Consider the following 17,004-nt stretch of genomic DNA (forward strand, 5'->3'; position numbering starts at 1 on the left):
TTACTTGCGCTTACGGCGCGAAACAATCATGTTGTCTGTGCGCTTGTTACGACGGGTGCGGTAGCCCTTGGCAGGCGTACCCCATGGGCTGACTGGCTCACGGCCTTCACCCGTACGACCTTCACCACCACCGTGCGGGTGATCGACTGGGTTCATCGCCACACCGCGAACGGTAGGACGAATACCACGCCAGCGAACAGCACCGGCTTTACCGATTTGACGCAGGCTGTGATCGTGGTTGCTGACTTCGCCAATCGTGGCGCGGCAGTCGATGTGAATGCGGCGAACTTCACCGGAACGCAGACGTACTTGAGCGTACGTGCCTTCACGAGCCAGCAACACAGCGGAACCACCAGCGGAACGAGCGATTTGAGCACCCTTACCAGGCAGCATCTCGATGCAGTGAATGGTTTGACCCACAGGAATGTTGCGGATAGGCAAAGTGTTGCCGGAACGGATAGGAGCTTCCGCGCCAGAGACAACCGTTGCACCCACTGCCAGACCACGAGGGGCGATGATGTAACGACGCTCGCCGTCTGCGTAGCACACCAATGCGATGTGAGCGCTGCGGTTAGGGTCGTATTCCAGACGTTCTACTTTCGCAGGAATACCGTCTTTGTTGCGACGGAAGTCGACAATACGGTAGTGCTGCTTGTGACCGCCGCCACGGTGACGAACCGTGATGTGGCCGTTGTTGTTACGGCCAGCACTGCTGGATTTCTTTTCCAGCAAAGCCGCGTAAGGAGCGCCTTTGTGCAGTTCAGGGTGAACTACTTTGATCATGCCACGGCGACCTGGCGACGTTGGTTTTACTTTTACCAATGCCATATTAGTTCACCTCAGAAAAGTCGAGTTCCTGACCGGGCTTGAGCGAGACATATGCCTTGCGCACACTGCGGCGGCGACCCATGAAACGGCCAAAGCGCTTTTCTTTGCCCTTCTGATTGAGCACCTGCACCGACTCAACTTCTACCTTGAACAGCAGTTCAATAGCAGCTTTGATTTCAGGCTTGGTAGCATCAGGAGCGACGCGGAAAGCGATTTGCTGATTTTTTTCGGCAACGTACGTGGCTTTTTCAGTCACGACAGGAGCCAGAATGACTTGCAATAGACGTTCGGCGTTCATCCCAACATCTCCTCAAACTGAGCGACAGCCGCTTTGGTGACCAACACTTTTTTGTAGTGGATCAGGGACAGCGGGTCAGCGTAGCGTGGCTCAACCACAGCAACGTGAGGCAGGTTACGCGTAGCCAAGTACACGTTCTCGTCCAGCGCGTCGGTGATGATCAGCACGGATTCCAGGCCCAGGTCTTTCAGCTTGTTGGCTGCCAGACGAGTCTTGGGTGCTTCCAGAGTGAAGGAATCAACAACCAACAGACGCTCGTCACGGACCAACTGAGACAGAATCGCGCTGATACCGGCGCGGTACATCTTCTTGTTGACCTTGTGCGTGTAGTTTTCTTCACCGGTGTTGGGGAATGCACGACCACCTCCACGCCACACGGGCGAGGATGTCATACCAGCACGAGCACGGCCAGTGCCTTTTTGGCGCCATGGCTTTTTGGTGCTGTGGTTGACTTCGGCACGAGTCAATTGCTTGCTGTTACCGCTGCGAGCATTGGACTGGTATGCAACAACGATCTGGTGAACCAGAGCTTCGTTGAATTCACGACCGAAAACGGTTTCGTTGGCCTGCAATGTGGATGCAGCTTGGCCTTGTTCGTTCAGGAGCTTCAGTTCCATGGATTAGGCTCCTTTCACAGCAGGGCGCACAACGATATTGGCATTCTTGTGACCTGGGACAGCGCCCCGGACCAACAACAAGCCACGCTCGGCGTCGACGCGGATCACGTCAAGATTCTGAACCGTACGGGTAACATCACCCATATGGCCCGACATTTTTTTACCTTTGAACACACGGCCTGGATCCTGGGCTTGACCAATGGAACCGGGTACGCGGTGCGAGCGCGAGTTACCGTGGCTGTTACGCTGGCCGCCAAAATTGTGGCGTTTGATGGTACCGGCAAAGCCTTTACCGATCGTGGTGCCCGTAACGTCAACCTTCTGACCCGCTTCGAAAATGCTTTCCACAGCAACTACGGAACCGGCGGAAAGCTCGGCGATAGCAGCAGGGTCGAGGCGGAATTCTTTCAGGATGCTGCCAGCTTCAACGCCAGCTTTTGCATAGTGCCCTGCCTGGGGCTTGGTAACGCGTGTTGCACGGCGGGTGCCAAAGGCAACCTGTACAGCGGCGTAACCGTCAACTGCGGGCGTCTTGACCTGGGTGATGCGGTTGTTGGACACGTCCAGCACGGTCACAGGGATGGACTCGCCTTCCTCTGTAAACACACGGGTCATGCCAACTTTACGCCCAACAAGGCCCAGCCGCCACGCGGCAGGCGTAGGTGTCGAGTTCGACATCGTTTTCTCCATTCCTGACTACGATTGGTCAGGGCTAACTGAGAGTACACGCAATGATTTGCGCGACGACCATAGCCAAAACTTTTTGGCTAAGCTAGTAAATATAGCACGCGGCTGTAAAGCCAAGCAAGATTTACTGCAAAAATCTGCCCTAAACTGCTTGATTGACAACAGTTTTTTCGGATTTGGCCGTCGTGGCTATGCAGTCACGATCAGAAAAATTGATTCATGATCAATTTTTTATTGATGTGCCTTATTCACAAAACGGGCGACGTATTCGTTCACTGGTTCATCACGAATTTGAGCCGGAGTACCGCTTTGTTCCACCCTGCCCTCGCGCAACACCACAATATGCTGACCCAAGCGCAATGCCTCATCAATATCATGCGTAATAAAGATGATGGTTTTGTTCAGGCTGCTTTGCAGGCGTAACAGCTCGTCCTGCATCTCGTAGCGAATCAAGGGGTCCAGCGCCGAGAAGGCCTCGTCCATCAGCAGGATGTCGGCATCCACAGCCAAGGCACGTGCCAGACCGACCCGTTGCTGCATCCCCCCTGACAATTCATCGGGGTAGTTATCGGCATAGTCGTGCAAACCCACACGCTCCAACCATTGCCGAGCCTGCTCCCTGGCTTGCGAGCGCTTGTCGCCCCGTACCTCAAGACCGAAAGCAACGTTCTCCACCACTGTCAAATGGGGCAGCAAACCAAAGGCCTGAAAGACCATGCTGATTCCATAGCGGCGAAATTGCCGCAAGCGGGCCAAGTCCAGCTGCAATATGTCCTGCCCGTCCACCAACACCTGCCCGGCGCTCGGATCGATCAGGCGGTTAATGTGACGCACCAGGGTGGATTTACCTGAACCGGATAAGCCCATCACGCAGGAAATCTGCTGTGCAGGAAAACAGGCATCCACACCTGCCAGCCCCACAATGCAATCCGTCTGCTTTTGTACGGCCTGTTTGTCGGCCCCCTGCTTTAACAACGCCACCGCTTCCGTCGCCCGGCTGCCAAAGACTTTATAGACATCTCGCAACTCTATCTTGCAGGTCTGCTCGCCCGAGGGTGTAGGTATGGTATTCATGCTTGCCTCCTGACCTTGCGACGATGACGCTGGGAGCGACCAAAGGATTGAGAGATTCGGTCAATAACAATAGCCAGGATCACAATTGCTACTCCCGCCTGCAAGCCACGCCCTATATCCAGGGTCTGAATGCCGGCCAGTACGTCTTCACCCAAACCTTGGGCGCCAATCATGGAAGCGACCACCACCATGGACAGTGCCATCATCGTAGTTTGATTAATGCCCGCCATAATGCTGGGACGTGCCAGAGGCAGAGTCACTTTGATCAGCATTTGCCAACGCGTAACCCCATAGGCTTGTGCCGCCTCCATCACATGCTTGTCCACCTGTTGCAAACCCAAACTGGTCAGGCGAATCAAGGGAGGAACGGCATACACAACAGTGGCCAGAACCGCAGGTACTTTACCCAGGCCAAACAACATCAGCACCGGAATCAGATACACGAAGCTGGGCATGGTCTGCATGACATCCAGCACAGGCGTCAGCACTTTTCTAAGCAGACGGCTGCGGGCACTCAGAATACCCACCGGGACACCGATCAGGACAGAGAAAACAGTTGCCACCAAAACCAGGGTGAAAGTTTGCATCAGCTTGTCCCACAGGCCCATGGCGCCTATCAAGTACAAGCCCCCCACATACAGCAAAACGGGCAGAAAGCGACGCTGTCCCCACCAGGCCAACAAGCCGGTCAAAGCCAGAATCGCCCAGGCAGGCACCTGTTGCAAAGCGCGTTCTACCGGCAAGATGGCATATGTCAGAATCCACGAACTGATCTGGCGAAAGCCTGTCCCCCAATCTTGCACGGCAACCAACAACTGACGATTCACCCAATCTGCAGCTGACCACTCCGGGAAGAAGCGGGACTGCGCTGCGGCTATGGGCTTTGTTGCCGGAATATCCAAGGCCGCCTGCAAGCGATCTGCCTGAGCCACCGGCATCCACTGACGCCATTGCTCTGCATTCTCTTTCAGGAATTTCTGGACCTGCGTACTAGCATTTTGCCCACCTTCCGTCATGCCCAAAATGATCTGGTTCATCTGTTCGGGCTCCAGCTGGATCTTTTCAAACAAGGCCACCAGCTCGGGGTGAGACTCCACGAAAGGGGTGGAAACCGCAACCCCTATATTGGCCAAGATGAAATCCGTAGGACAAATCTCGCCCTTGCCTGAGACAGCCGCCTTCCAGCAGGTTTCATTGAAAGGCGCACTGGCTAACTTCTTGAAGGAGTATTTCGCCATCAGGCCCGCAGGCTGCCAGTAATAGAACAGGATTGGCTCACGTCTGTCATAGGCGGCACTGATTGCCGCATCCAGCGCCGCACCCGTACCGGGTCGGAAATTCTGATAGTGTTCGCCCAGGCCATAAAGATCAAATAGGCGGCTATTGAACGTTTCACACACCCAGCCGGACGGACAGTTATAGAAGCGGCCCTTGTCAGGTTGCTCCGGATCACTAAAGACGGCGGCGTAGCGTCCCAAATCCTCAACTTTCTGCAGATCAGGAGCCACTGGCTTGATTCCCTTGGCAGAGTCGCCATCGACTACATAGTCTGGCACATACCAGCCCTGCTCAGCCCCGCCTTTTAAGGTATTGCCCAGCACCTGAACCTGACCGGCTTCAATGGCTTTTTCAATGATCTCTGTGCGTCCGGACCAGATCTCGCCAATCACCTGAATATCATTCTGAGCTAAGGCACTTTCCAGAGCCGCCGAAGAACCCGGCACCCGTTCCGTCTTGCAGCCGTAGGCCTTCTCCAGAATCTGCTGATACAGCTCAGTGCTAAACGCTGCGCTTTCCCAGCTCAGATCAGCCAGCCGTATGGGTTTGTCGTCCGCACACACTTGCGCTGATGCACTGCTTGCCCACAGACATAGCCAGAGTGCCAGGAAATACCACCAGGCTAGGAACGGCTTTCGTCTCCGATTTATCATTCTTGTCCTCCTTAAAGCCTGCACATCGTCGCATTTGTTTCCGGGTCAAAGTGTGTCCGGTCGTAAAAAATATACCAAAACCCCCTTTATCCAATAGCAATGCTGTGATGAATGCGCCACGAAGAGGCAAAGAGCAAGGCTATCGTCCTTTTTAGGGGAATCGAGCAATCGCGGCATCCGCTTCTACATCAGAAACAAATCTACAGACGAAAAAAAAACGCCATGCAGTTGCATGGCGTTTCTTTCGATGTATCTCGAACAGCTAGGCAGAATTACTGCAGAGCGATTTCGACGTCAACACCGGCTGGCAAATCCAGACGCATCAGAGCGTCAACGGTCTTGTCGGTAGGATCGACAATGTCCATCAAGCGCTGGTGGGTACGCATTTCAAACTGATCGCGCGATGTCTTGTTGACGTGCGGCGAACGCAGAATGTCGTAGCGACGGATACGTGTTGGCAGTGGTACTGGACCACGAACAACAGCGCCGGTGCGCTTGGCGGTTTCTACGATCTCAGCAGCAGACTGATCGATCAACTTGTAATCGTAAGCCTTCAGACGGATGCGGATTTTCTGGTTTTTCATGGGTAATCCTAAAGAACGATATAAGTGGGGGCTTTGTGACTGGGCTTATCGATTACTCGAAAAGCCCTGAGCAAAAAGCACCCCTTTTGGGGGTAGCAAAGACGCGGCGGGAAGGTTTGCACCTTCACACCGCGATCAAGGCTTATTACTTGATGATTTTTGCCACCACGCCAGCGCCAACGGTACGGCCGCCTTCGCGAATAGCGAAGCGCAGACCTTCTTCCATGGCGATAGGAGCGATCAGGGACACTTTCATCGAAATGTTGTCGCCTGGCAGAACCATTTCTTTGTCTTCTGGCAGCTCGATGGTGCCGGTCACGTCAGTCGTACGGAAGTAGAACTGAGGACGGTAGCCCTTGAAGAAAGGCGTGTGACGACCACCCTCTTCTTTGGACAGAATGTACACCTCAGCGTCAAAGTCGGTATGAGGCATGATCGAACCGGGCTTGGCCAGAACCTGACCACGCTCCACGTCTTCACGCTTGGTACCGCGCAGCAACAGACCGACGTTATCGCCAGCTTCGCCTTGGTCCAGCAGTTTGCGGAACATTTCAACGCCGGTGCAAGTGGTCTTGACCGTGTCTTTGATACCCACGATTTCGATTTCTTCGCCAACCTTGATGATGCCGCGCTCAATACGACCGGTCACAACCGTACCACGGCCAGAGATCGAGAACACGTCTTCAACAGGCATCAAGAAAGTACCGTCAACGGCACGCTCAGGCGTAGGAATGTAGTTGTCCAGCGCCTCGGCCAGAGCCAGAACGGCTTGGCTGCCCAATGGGCCTTCGTCGCCTTCCAGAGCCAGTTTGGCCGAACCCTTGATGATCGGGGTGTCGTCGCCTGGGAAGTCGTACTTGGACAACAGCTCGCGAACTTCCATTTCAACCAGTTCGATCAGCTCTTCGTCATCAACCATGTCGGCCTTGTTCAGGAACACGATGATGTAAGGAACGCCAACCTGACGGCTCAGCAAAATGTGCTCGCGAGTCTGGGGCATTGGACCGTCAGCGGCCGAGCAAACCAAGATCGCGCCGTCCATCTGGGCAGCACCCGTAATCATGTTCTTGACGTAGTCAGCGTGGCCGGGGCAGTCAACGTGTGCGTAGTGACGGTTAGGCGTCTCGTACTCAACGTGCGAGGTGCTGATGGTGATACCACGTGCTTTTTCTTCAGGGGCGTTGTCGATCTGCGAGTAATCGCGTGCTTCGCCGCCGTATGCCTTGGACAGAACCGTGCAGATTGCAGCGGTCAGAGTGGTTTTACCGTGGTCAACGTGACCGATAGTACCGACGTTGACGTGCGGTTTAGTCCGTTCAAACTTACCTTTTGCCATGATTTATCCCAATTATGTTTTACAGGAAAACAAAAAAATTGTTGAGCAGCCCGCCATAAGGCGGGCTGATATTGCTATTACTTACCGCGAGCGCTGATCACTTCGTCAGCCACGTTCTTTGGAGCTTCAGCATATTGCTTGAATTCCATCGTGTACGTAGCACGACCTTGTGTTTGCGAACGCAGGCTGGTCGAGTAACCGAACATCTCGGCCAGAGGAACCTCGGCCTTGATGACCTTGCCACCACCAACCATATCGTCCATACCCTGCACCATACCGCGACGGGAAGACAAGTCACCCATCACTGTACCGGCGTATTCCTCAGGAGTCTCAACCTCAACAGCCATGGTTGGCTCCAGCAGAACTGGGGAAGCCTTGCGCATACCATCCTTGAAGGCCATCGAAGCGGCCATACGGAAGGCGTTTTCGTTCGAGTCCACATCGTGGTACGAACCGAAGAACAGCGTAGCTTTGACATCCACCACTGGGTAACCGGCAACCACACCCGAAGACAGCGTTTCGCGGATACCTTTTTCAACAGCAGGAATGAATTCGCGAGGAACCACACCGCCCTTGATGGCGTCAACGAACTCAAAGCCGCCGCCTGCTTCCAGGGGCTCCAGCTTGAGGACAACGTGACCGTACTGACCACGACCACCGGACTGTTTGACGAATTTACCTTCAATTTCGTCGCAAGTCTTGCGGATGGTTTCGCGGTAAGCCACTTGTGGTTTGCCCACGTTGGCTTCCACGCCGAATTCACGACGCATGCGGTCTACCAGAACTTCCAGGTGCAGCTCGCCCATACCGGAAATAATGGTCTGGCCGGATTCTTCGTCGCTGCTGACGCGGAAAGAAGGATCTTCCTGAGCCAGACGGGACAAGGCCACGCCCATTTTTTCCTGGTCGGACTTGGTTTTTGGTTCCACTGCCTGCGAAATCACGGGCTCCGGGAACTCCATGCGCTCCAGAATGATGTGCTGGCTGGCGTCACACAGGGTTTCACCTGTGGTCACGTCTTTCAGGCCCACCACGGAAGCGATGTCACCGGCAACCAGCTCTTTCAGTTCGGCACGGTTGTTTGCGTGCATCTGCAAAATACGGCCGATACGTTCTTTTTTGCCCTTGATAGGGTTGTAGACCGTGTCGCCCGAACGCAGAATGCCCGAGTAAACGCGCACGAAGGTCAATTGACCAACAAAGGGGTCAGTCATCAGCTTGAACGCCAGAGCAGACATAGGCTCTTCGTCGTTGGCTTTACGATGAATAACGTTACCATCGTCATCCGAACCTTCGACAGGTGGAATATCCACTGGCGATGGCAGGTAGTCGATCACGGCGTCCAGCATGCGCTGTACACCTTTGTTCTTGAACGCGGTACCGCACAGCATTGGCTGAATTTCGCAGGCAATGGTACGTGTACGCAGACCCAGGTTGATGTCCTCTTCGGAGAGGTCACCATTTTCCAGGTACTTGTTCATCAGGTCTTCGCTGGCTTCAGCAGCCGACTCGAGCATTTTTTCGCGCCATTCTTCAGCCGAAGCTTGCAGCTCGGCAGGAATGTCGGTGTAGTCAAACTTCACACCGTTGCTGGCTTGATCCCAGATGATTGCTTTCATCTTGATCAGGTCAACCACGCCCTGGAAGCCGTCTTCAGCACCGATCGGGATAACGACAGGCACGGGGTGAGCTTTCAGACGCAGCTTGAGCTGGTCGTAAACCTTGAAGAAGTTAGCGCCAGTACGGTCCATCTTGTTGATGAAAGCCAGACGAGGCACGCCGTATTTGTTGGCTTGACGCCATACGGTTTCCGACTGAGGCTGAACACCACCCACCGCGCAGTACACCATGCAAGCGCCGTCCAGCACGCGCATGGAACGCTCAACTTCAATGGTGAAGTCAACGTGACCGGGGGTATCAATGATGTTGATACGGTGTTCTGGGTAATTGCCCGCCATACCACGCCAGAAAGCAGTGGTAGCAGCCGAGGTAATGGTGATCCCGCGCTCTTGCTCTTGCTCCATCCAGTCCATGGTGGCCGAACCTTCGTGGGTTTCGCCCAGCTTGTGGTTCACACCGGTGTAGAACAGGATGCGCTCGGTAGTGGTCGTTTTCCCGGCGTCGATGTGAGCCGAGATACCGATATTGCGGTAGCGCTGAATGGGGGTTTTGCGGGCCATGGTTATATGTCCTCAGATTACCAACGGAAATGGCTGAATGCTTTGTTAGCATCGGCCATCTTGTGCGTGTCTTCACGCTTTTTCATTGCACCGCCACGGCCTTCAGCCGCATCGGACAATTCGCCGGCCAGGCGCAAGTCCATCGATTTTTCACCGCGCTTCTTGGCGGATTCACGCACCCAGCGCATGGCCAGAGCCAGACGACGGACAGGGCGTACTTCGACAGGTACCTGGTAGTTAGCACCACCAACACGGCGGCTCTTAACTTCAACAACAGGTTTTACATTATTGATGGCAGCATTAAACACTTCGAGCGGATCTTTGCCGGTTTTCTGCGCAATTTGGTCCAGCGCGCCATAAACAATACGTTCGGCAACAGCTTTCTTGCCGGACAGCATGACCACGTTCATGAATTTGGCCAGCTCAACGCTGCCAAATTTTGGGTCAGGTAGGATTTCACGTTTGGGTACTTCGCGACGGCGAGGCATTTTAATTTCCTTGTGACTATTCAGTTGAACCGCTTTTCGCGGTCTCGGCCATTCATGACAAATGACCACTTACCTACCATGGCGCAAAGGCCACGGTTGCACGGATCCAGATCAGTGAACTGATCGATGGATACATGGATTACTTGGGACGCTTGGCGCCGTACTTGGAGCGGGACTGTTTACGGTCCTTGACGCCTTGCAGGTCAAGAGCACCGCGAACGATGTGGTAACGCACACCTGGCAAGTCTTTGACACGACCACCACGGACGAGAACGACCGAGTGCTCTTGCAGGTTGTGGCCTTCACCACCGATGTAAGAAATAACTTCGAAGCCGTTGGTCAGACGCACTTTGGCGACTTTACGCAGAGCGGAGTTAGGCTTCTTGGGGGTCGTGGTGTATACACGGGTGCAAACACCGCGGCGCTGTGGGCAGTTCTCGAGCGCAGGGCTCTTGCTGCTAACGCGGCTGACTTCGCGCGGTTTACGCACGAGCTGGCTAATGGTTGGCATGACCTTTACGTATCCTATAACGTACTTTACGTACTGGTTGACGTATGTGTTTTGAAAAACGCCGTCCAGTTGGCGGGTTTTGAAACCCTGTACCGGAAGCGGCATTGCGCAATACCACTCCCCATAAAACACGAAAAAGAGCGGTCTTGCACATGGCTTGGGCTTGATTTCAAGCACTCAAAAAGTGCCCGCAGCCCCTAAATTCAGGGCTGCCATCAAATTACTGCAAGGTGTACCGGCAAAGGATCCTTAAAGTAAGCTCTAAAATTTACCACAGTAAACCCTTATAGGTCAACGATTTGGACACCAATCCGGCGGTTTCCCGTTGTCACGGCACACGCATGGAAGCACTTGGTCACTCGCTATCTACATATCGTTATACTGCAGGGCTATTGCACTTCTGCGACAAGGACAATGCCCATGATCATCGCTTCCCTGGAAGACGACCTCGTCCAGGCTGAACTGATTGCCCGGATCTTGACCGAGGCTGGCTATGAGTGTCGCTCCTTTCATCAAGGAAAAGACCTGCTGGCTGCTCTGGCCAAGCCACATGATTTCGGCTTATTGCTACTGGATTGGGAACTGCCCGATGTCAGCGGCCTGGATGTGTTGCGTTGGGTTCGCACCACACTAGGTCATGCTCTGCCGGTTCTATTCTTGACCAGCCGTACCCAGGAAGAGGATCTGGTCACGGGTTTGCAGGCCGGAGCCGACGACTATATTAGTAAGCCCGTACGCAAGGGAGAGCTGGTTGCGCGCGTCAATGCCGCTGTCCGGCGTATGGATTTGAACACTTCGGCCATTCAGGACAGCCGCTTCTCGTTTGCCGGCTATGATATTTTTCCTGAACAAGGTCATATTGTGCTCGATGGTGAAACCGTCACTCTGGCGCCCAAAGAGTTTGAACTAGCCCTTTTGCTGTTTCGTAACCCCGGCCGCCTGTTCTCACGCGATGTTTTAAGCTCCGCAGTGTGGAACCGGGAAATTCCGGCCACGTCCCGTACGCTGGATACTCATCTGTCCAACATACGACGTAAACTTCAACTGCGCCCCGAAAACGGGGTACGCCTGACAGCGTCCTACGCCCTTGGCTATCGCCTTGAACTTTTGACCGACCCTTGCTAGCTCACTTCCTATGATTACTTTGCGTATCGCCGCTCCTCTTGTTTGCGGCCTGCTTTGGGGCGGCGTCGTGTCAGCCCAACCTTCCGGAGCACGTGGCGAGAACTTTGTCTACAAAGTGATGTCCGGTGACACTTTGCTTGATATTTCCCAGACATACACACGCCAAAGCCGGAACTGGTCCGAAATCCAGCGTTTGAATGCGGTGGATGACCCTTATCGTCTGCCCATTGGCAAAGAGCTGCACATCCCGTTTCGCATGATTCCGGAAGTGGCCGCCCCCGCCCGGATTACGCACCAAGCCGGCCAGATTCTGGTTAACGGTCAAACACTGGGCGCAGGAACCACTCATTTGCAAGAGGGGGATCTGATCCGCACAGGCAGTAATGGTTACCTGACGCTGGAGCTACAGGACGGCAGCCAACTGAGTGTGCCCGCCCAGGCCTCCTTGAGCGTGACCCGAATGCGTGCCTTTGAGGGTACAGGTCTGACCGACTCGATCATCGCCCTGGATGATGGCGATGTGGAATCGCGCGTATCCCCGGAAAAGGCCGGCGTAGGTCGCTTTGAGGTTCGCACTCCCGTCAGCATTACCGGCGTAAGGGGTACAGAGTTGCGTGTGCGTACACAGCAAGGCATGGCACACAGCGAAGTGCTGGACGGCCGCGCAGAGTTAGGAACGCAGCAACGCAGCGCCCCCACCGCCCTGAAACAGAACCAAGGTGCCGCTGTGGGAACAGACGGCAATATCCTGGCACTGGCGTCTTTGTTGCCTGCTCCGCAGATCTCCACGCCCGAGCGTCGCGGCGGCCAATGGAGCAGCACGATTCAGGCTGTGCCCGGTGCCCAAGCCTATCTGGTTCAGACCTCCACCGACCCCCAAGGTGCCAAGCTGTTGTCGCGGGCCATCACAACCGAGACCGATATCCAATTCAGTGCTTCGCGTCCCGGCACCTACTACGTCACCGTACGTGCCATTGACCGCCACGGCCTGATGGGTCCGGACACGATCGAAAGCTTTGAAGGCGCTGCCAGCCTGACCAGCTCGGACGGCCAGGCCGTAGCCAACAATTTTGGCGACCCCATCTTGCTGTCTCAGTTCTAAAGCCTGAACGGCGTACGCCATGAACAGCCCGGCCCCCAGAAACAGTAAGCTACTGTCTGACCGAATTCGGAAGGAATGGCATCTGGTTTCGGGCTTGCTGGTGCTGCTGACCTTGTTGTTCAGCTCCCTGCGTGATGACTTCGCGCTGGGCAAGCTGAACAACCTGATTTACGACTTCACCATGGCGGCAGCAATTCCACAGGCCGCCCCCCCGGACATTGTCATCGTCGCCATTGACGACTACAGCATTGCCAATCTGGGTTTTTGGCCCTGGCGACGTATCAGCCATGCACAACTGCTGGGCCGCCTTGAGCAAGCACGCGCGGTGGGCATAGACCTGGTCTTTCAGGAACCCAATCCCGCCTACCCAGATGATGACCTTGCCCTTTCCGAGGCCATTCGCCATCATGGGCGCGTTGTCCTGCCGCTTATCTACGACGTTCAGCGTGATGCTGTGCATACCGCCATTCCCCTGCTCAGCAAGGCGGCCAAGGCATCGGGCTACATCAATATCGAACCTGATCCGGATGGCGTCGTACGTCGTGTCGCCTTGCAACGAATTACCCCCTCGGACCGAGTGCTGCCACACTTTACGATTGCGATGTTGCTGGCCGGTGACGACACGGATTTGGCCTTGCAAGCCCTGAGCGCCAGCAAGACGGACACTCCTCACATTCCCTTTTTGGGTCGCAGCGGTCATTTCCAGATCGTGCCTTACTTCAATGTCCTTAACGGCGATATTCCGCCCTCCTTCTTCAAGGACAAATATGTGCTGGTCGGCTCCTGGGGCAGTGGACTGGGCGATACCTTCCCTACTCCATTGTCCAAAGCCGGTATGAGCAGCATGTCTGGCGTCGAAATTCTGGCCAATACCCTGCAAGCAGTACGCAGTAATGAATGGATACGCACGCCACCAGCCTGGTTGATTGCCTTGGCAAGCTGCCTGCCAGTATTGCTGGCTTGTCAGGTTCTGATCTACCTGTCTCCACGTGCGACCTTGCTAAGCTTGATTGGGCTGGTCATTGCGATTTTGCTGGTGAACTGGATCGCCATGCATGGCTTCAATCTGTGGATTCCGCCGCTAGCCAGTCTGATAACCATACTGCTGGCCTATCCACTTTGGCATTGGCGCAGTCAGGAAGCCGCCTTGAATCAAGTCACTGAGGAACTGAACAAGCTGCAGCTGGAATACCCCGATGTCAGAACCGCATTGAACGAACGCTTGTCTGGCTTAAATGCACGTAACCTGCCCCATCGCCTGACCCAGCTACACACATCCATCGATCTGCTGCGCCAGGCTCAAACCAAGCGTGAAGAGACCTTGCGCTTTATTTCGCATGATATGCGGGCTCCCCAGAACTCCATCCTGGCGCTGACCAGCTTGCAACGCCAGGATGACAGCAAGCTGGCGCCCGATCAGTTCCTGCACAAGATGGAAGGCTATGCCGAGCAAACACTGGAACTGGTGGATAACTTCATCAGTCTGGCACGGGCTGAGGCGATGGAGATGGTACTCAGTCCCCTGGCCCTGTCCGATCTGCTGGCAGACTGTGTGGACGATGCCTGGGCCAGTGCCAGCAAACGCTCCATCAGCCTGAATCTGAATGACTCAGAGCTGGTCTGGGTGAACGGTAACGCCCCCATGCTGCGCCGTGCCTTTACCAACCTGATTCAAAATGCCATCAAGTATGGGCCGGACGGCAATCAGATTGATATAGACCTGGTTCTGGATAAAAAAACAGTGCAGGTGTTGGTCAAGGACCAGGGCTGGGGTATTCCGGCAGAAAATCAGGCCACTATTTTCGAGCCCTATCACCGCGCCCATGAGAACGCCGCTGGCGCGCCTTCGGGCAGTGGGCTGGGTTTGGCCTTTGTAAAAACCGTCATCAACAAACACGGTGGGGATATTGTGCTGGACAGCACCAACGAGCAGGGCTGTACCTTTATCGTCTCCCTGGCCACGATTGATGTCTGCGATGAAGACTGAATTCTGGCGCAACAAGGCCCTGCCCTATGTAGAAAGCCGACGCGCCTGTGACAGCCGTACATGCTACCTGGAGCACAGCCACCCCACCTACTCGATTGGTGCTGTTGACAGCGGCAGCAGCATCTTTACAGGCGCACCCGATGGCCCCATTGAGCTTACGCCAGGCTCTCTTGTTCTTGTACCCGCGCACCGCAGCCACGCGTGCAATCCCCTGCCGGATCAATCCTGGAGCTATCAAATGCTGCATCTGGACGCGATATGGCTGGAGCAGCTTTGGCAAGAAAGTACGGGACTCAGTCTCAAGGCCCAGGAACCAATTCGTGTTAGCCACGAACCGCTGCTTTATGCGGCCTACTGTGAGTTGAACGCCCTTTTGTTTTCAGCCGCTCCCGTACTAAACAAAGAAGCAGCGCTGATCGAATTTTTGCTCCACTATTGGCCAGCTCACGGCCAGCTCTTGGCACCGGCTCCACCACCTAGCCCTGTTTTGCAAAAAAGCCTGGATCGCTGGATTGACGGTCAACTAAGCACTATTCCCCTGCACGAGCTGGCTCAGGAAACAGGCTTCAGCCGCTACCAACTGATCCGCGCCTTTCGTCGCCATACCGGCCTGACTCCGCAACGCTGGCAACTGAACCAACGCGTCAATCTGGCTCGGGACGCCTTGAAACAAGGTGAAGAGCTGGCTGATATTGCCTATCGTCTCGGTTTTTCGGATCAAAGCCACTTTCAGCGCGTATTCAAGCACTACACCGGCGTTACCCCAGGTCAATACCGAGGCTAGAACACGCCCGGTGCCCTGACCGTTTGCGTGCGCACTTTTGTTCAATACGACTCCCAACCTTCTGGTCACACTGCCGTTTTGTCCAGGAGCTACTGCTGTGTCTTTGTTCTTGCTGATTGCCGGCACCCATTTCTTGGCCTTGCTCTCCCCCGGCCCAGACTTCTTCCTGATTGCGCGCAGCACCTTGGCCCATGGCCGGCGGGTGGCAAGTGGCGTTTGCGCTGGTGTGGCCTTGGCCAATGGCATTTACATCAGCTTGGCGCTAACAGGCTTTGCCCGGATGAGTAGCAGCAGCCCCCTCTTTCTATTGCTTCAGGGTGCCGGGGGGCTATATCTGCTGTATTTAGGCATGAAATTCCTGCAGACGGCCCGTCACAACAACCAGCAACAGATCAGTGCATCTGGCGCTTGTGCAGGCGGCTGGTGGCACCATGCCCTGCTGGGACTGCTCTCCGGGCTGCTCAATCCCAAGAACGCGCTGTTTTACGCCAGCCTGGCCTCGGTACTGGCCAGCAGTCGCGCCAGTACGGGTCTACAGATACTGCTGGGCCTATGGATGTTTTTTATTGTTTTGCTCTGGGATTTGTTCGTTACTGTTCTGATCGGGCATCCTCGCTGGCAGCAAGGCATAAAAAAGTATTTGCCCCGTATCGAACAGCTTTGTGGACTACTGCTGTGTCTGCTTGCGGTGGCCGCACTGTTGAACGTTCTCCAGCATCTGAATGGGGGCTGAATATGCCGAAAAGCGATACCTAGTCTACGCTGTCGTCAAGCCGCCCGAAGGCGATAGAGTGAGGCTGTTAGAGCCACATCAAACGATGAGAAAACAAATCATTCGCGGGTTCGGACGGGGCGCTATAAGCCGTTAAAATAGTCCGGGTCTATGTTTTGTTAAGCACCTTTAGTGCGCTACAGTCTATGCTGTAAGACCGGAACAACACCCCCGTGTCCCGTTCCTTTTTTTGTCAGTTTTCAAGGAGTTATTAGAATGTTTGCCAAACTTGCTTTCACAGCCGTTCTTGGATTGGCCAGCGTGCCTGCTTTTGCTGCTTGCGACGTTACCATCGAAGGCAATGACTCCATGCAGTTCAACACCAAGAGCATCGTTGTTGACAAGACATGCAAGGAATTCACGATCAATCTGAAACACACCGGCAAGTTGCCCAAAGCAGCCATGGGCCACAACGTCGTGATCTCGAAAAAATCCGATGAAAGCGCAGTTGCTACCGATGGCATGAAAGCCGGTCTGGACAACAACTACGTTAAAGCCGGTGACGAGCGCGTTATCGCCCACACTGACGTGATCGGTGGTGGCGAAAGCACCTCCGTGACCTTTGATGTATCCAAGCTGAAAGCCGGCGAAGACTACGCCTTCTTTTGCTCCTTCCCAGGTCACTGGAGCATCATGACTGGCGAAATCAAGCTGGGTAGCTAAGCGCATCCGCTTGTAGCCGCCAGACGGCCATAAAAAA

17 protein-coding genes are annotated in these 17,004 nt (G+C 54.8%); 6 read left to right on the top strand and 11 right to left on the bottom strand.

All coding sequences use genetic code 11. The features are described from left to right. The 11 genes from rplB to rpsL form a co-directional block, all read right to left on the bottom strand. Window positions 1–828 carry a 50S ribosomal protein L2 gene (rplB, locus tag OKX01_RS18555; protein ID WP_042489246.1) on the bottom strand — a complete coding sequence of 276 codons (828 nt, stop codon included), beginning with the start codon at window positions 826–828 and terminating at the stop codon, window positions 1–3. Between the two features lies 1 nt (window position 829). Beyond that, entirely contained in the window at window positions 830–1,126 is a 297-nt protein-coding gene (gene rplW, locus OKX01_RS18560; protein ID WP_003803043.1) for a 50S ribosomal protein L23, read from the bottom strand. Then, complete coding sequence (gene rplD / locus OKX01_RS18565) at window positions 1,123–1,743, bottom strand: 50S ribosomal protein L4 (protein ID WP_094198176.1); 621 nt, start codon at window positions 1,741–1,743, stop codon at window positions 1,123–1,125. Before rplD ends, rplW begins: the two co-directional genes overlap by 4 nt. A 3-nt stretch (window positions 1,744–1,746) precedes the next feature. Beyond that, window positions 1,747–2,421: a 50S ribosomal protein L3 gene (gene rplC, locus OKX01_RS18570; RefSeq protein ID WP_003803046.1), complete on the bottom strand. Its 675-nt coding sequence runs from the start codon at window positions 2,419–2,421 to the stop codon at window positions 1,747–1,749. 240 nt (window positions 2,422–2,661) lie between these two features. Next, entirely contained in the window at window positions 2,662–3,504 is an 843-nt protein-coding gene (locus OKX01_RS18575; protein ID WP_108728302.1) for a quaternary amine ABC transporter ATP-binding protein, read from the bottom strand. After that, window positions 3,501–5,435 carry a glycine betaine ABC transporter substrate-binding protein gene (locus OKX01_RS18915; protein WP_264672237.1) on the bottom strand — a complete coding sequence of 645 codons (1,935 nt, stop codon included), beginning with the start codon at window positions 5,433–5,435 and terminating at the stop codon, window positions 3,501–3,503. The genes OKX01_RS18575 and OKX01_RS18915 overlap by 4 nt, the downstream gene beginning before the upstream one ends. Window positions 5,436–5,707: 272 nt before the next feature. Further along, on the bottom strand, window positions 5,708–6,019 hold the full coding sequence (rpsJ, locus tag OKX01_RS18585; protein WP_003803053.1) for a 30S ribosomal protein S10: 312 nt from the start codon (window positions 6,017–6,019) through the stop codon (window positions 5,708–5,710). A 145-nt stretch (window positions 6,020–6,164) separates the two neighbouring features. Next, entirely contained in the window at window positions 6,165–7,355 is a 1,191-nt protein-coding gene (gene tuf / locus OKX01_RS18590; protein ID WP_094198192.1) for an elongation factor Tu, read from the bottom strand. 77 nt (window positions 7,356–7,432) lie between these two features. After that, a complete protein-coding gene (fusA, locus tag OKX01_RS18595; RefSeq protein WP_094198180.1) occupies window positions 7,433–9,535 on the bottom strand; it encodes an elongation factor G in 2,103 nt (700 codons plus the stop codon). A gap of 17 nt (window positions 9,536–9,552) precedes the next feature. Next, window positions 9,553–10,023 (bottom strand): 30S ribosomal protein S7, encoded by a 471-nt coding sequence (gene rpsG, locus OKX01_RS18600; protein ID WP_094198181.1) that lies wholly within the window; start codon window positions 10,021–10,023, stop codon window positions 9,553–9,555. Between the two features lie 139 nt (window positions 10,024–10,162). Continuing rightward, window positions 10,163–10,534 (bottom strand): 30S ribosomal protein S12, encoded by a 372-nt coding sequence (gene rpsL, locus OKX01_RS18605; RefSeq protein WP_042489490.1) that lies wholly within the window; start codon window positions 10,532–10,534, stop codon window positions 10,163–10,165. A 420-nt stretch (window positions 10,535–10,954) separates the two neighbouring features. On the opposite strand from rpsL, the gene OKX01_RS18610 reads away from it, so the two are divergent. The 6 genes from OKX01_RS18610 (at window position 10,955) to azu (ending at window position 16,967) form a co-directional block, all read left to right on the top strand. Continuing rightward, complete coding sequence (locus OKX01_RS18610; protein ID WP_094198182.1) at window positions 10,955–11,659, top strand: response regulator transcription factor; 705 nt, start codon at window positions 10,955–10,957, stop codon at window positions 11,657–11,659. Between the two features lie 10 nt (window positions 11,660–11,669). Continuing rightward, window positions 11,670–12,761, top strand: coding sequence for a FecR domain-containing protein (locus OKX01_RS18615; protein ID WP_264672238.1), 1,092 nt, complete (start codon window positions 11,670–11,672; stop codon window positions 12,759–12,761). 19 nt (window positions 12,762–12,780) lie between these two features. After that, the gene (locus OKX01_RS18620) at window positions 12,781–14,748 is read left to right on the top strand and encodes a CHASE2 and HATPase_c domain-containing protein (protein ID WP_234354362.1); all 1,968 of its coding nucleotides are present in this window, start codon (window positions 12,781–12,783) and stop codon (window positions 14,746–14,748) included. After that, entirely contained in the window at window positions 14,738–15,532 is a 795-nt protein-coding gene (locus OKX01_RS18625) for an AraC family transcriptional regulator (protein ID WP_264672239.1), read from the top strand. Before OKX01_RS18620 ends, OKX01_RS18625 begins: the two co-directional genes overlap by 11 nt. A gap of 97 nt (window positions 15,533–15,629) precedes the next feature. Next, window positions 15,630–16,265, top strand: coding sequence for a LysE family translocator (locus OKX01_RS18630; protein WP_125277254.1), 636 nt, complete (start codon window positions 15,630–15,632; stop codon window positions 16,263–16,265). Window positions 16,266–16,520: 255 nt separating this feature from the next. Then, complete coding sequence (azu, locus tag OKX01_RS18635; RefSeq protein ID WP_094198186.1) at window positions 16,521–16,967, top strand: azurin; 447 nt, start codon at window positions 16,521–16,523, stop codon at window positions 16,965–16,967. Window positions 16,968–17,004 lie beyond the last annotated feature (37 nt).

Origin of the sequence: Alcaligenes sp. SMD-FA (genome assembly GCF_025960365.1) — a bacterium.
Lineage (GTDB): Bacteria > Pseudomonadota > Gammaproteobacteria > Burkholderiales > Burkholderiaceae_B > Alcaligenes > Alcaligenes aquatilis.

Bases quoted from the DNA above. Each gene is read 5' to 3' on its own strand.
- fusA (WP_094198180.1), bottom strand. From the start codon at position 9,535: ATGGCCCGCAAAACCCCCATTCAGCGCTACCGCAATATCGGTATCTCG.
- OKX01_RS18625 (WP_264672239.1), top strand. From the start codon at position 14,738: ATGAAGACTGAATTCTGGCGCAACAAGGCCCTGCCCTATGTAGAAAGC.
- OKX01_RS18915 (WP_264672237.1), bottom strand. From the start codon at position 5,435: ATGATAAATCGGAGACGAAAGCCGTTCCTAGCCTGGTGGTATTTCCTG.
- tuf (WP_094198192.1), bottom strand. From the start codon at position 7,355: ATGGCAAAAGGTAAGTTTGAACGGACTAAACCGCACGTCAACGTCGGT.
- rplB (WP_042489246.1), bottom strand. From the start codon at position 828: ATGGCATTGGTAAAAGTAAAACCAACGTCGCCAGGTCGCCGTGGCATG.
- OKX01_RS18615 (WP_264672238.1), top strand. From the start codon at position 11,670: ATGATTACTTTGCGTATCGCCGCTCCTCTTGTTTGCGGCCTGCTTTGG.
- OKX01_RS18610 (WP_094198182.1), top strand. From the start codon at position 10,955: ATGATCATCGCTTCCCTGGAAGACGACCTCGTCCAGGCTGAACTGATT.
- rpsG (WP_094198181.1), bottom strand. From the start codon at position 10,023: ATGCCTCGCCGTCGCGAAGTACCCAAACGTGAAATCCTACCTGACCCA.
- rplW (WP_003803043.1), bottom strand. From the start codon at position 1,126: ATGAACGCCGAACGTCTATTGCAAGTCATTCTGGCTCCTGTCGTGACT.
- rplC (WP_003803046.1), bottom strand. From the start codon at position 2,421: ATGTCGAACTCGACACCTACGCCTGCCGCGTGGCGGCTGGGCCTTGTT.
- OKX01_RS18620 (WP_234354362.1), top strand. From the start codon at position 12,781: ATGAACAGCCCGGCCCCCAGAAACAGTAAGCTACTGTCTGACCGAATT.
- rpsL (WP_042489490.1), bottom strand. From the start codon at position 10,534: ATGCCAACCATTAGCCAGCTCGTGCGTAAACCGCGCGAAGTCAGCCGC.
- rplD (WP_094198176.1), bottom strand. From the start codon at position 1,743: ATGGAACTGAAGCTCCTGAACGAACAAGGCCAAGCTGCATCCACATTG.
- rpsJ (WP_003803053.1), bottom strand. From the start codon at position 6,019: ATGAAAAACCAGAAAATCCGCATCCGTCTGAAGGCTTACGATTACAAG.
- OKX01_RS18575 (WP_108728302.1), bottom strand. From the start codon at position 3,504: ATGAATACCATACCTACACCCTCGGGCGAGCAGACCTGCAAGATAGAG.
- azu (WP_094198186.1), top strand. From the start codon at position 16,521: ATGTTTGCCAAACTTGCTTTCACAGCCGTTCTTGGATTGGCCAGCGTG.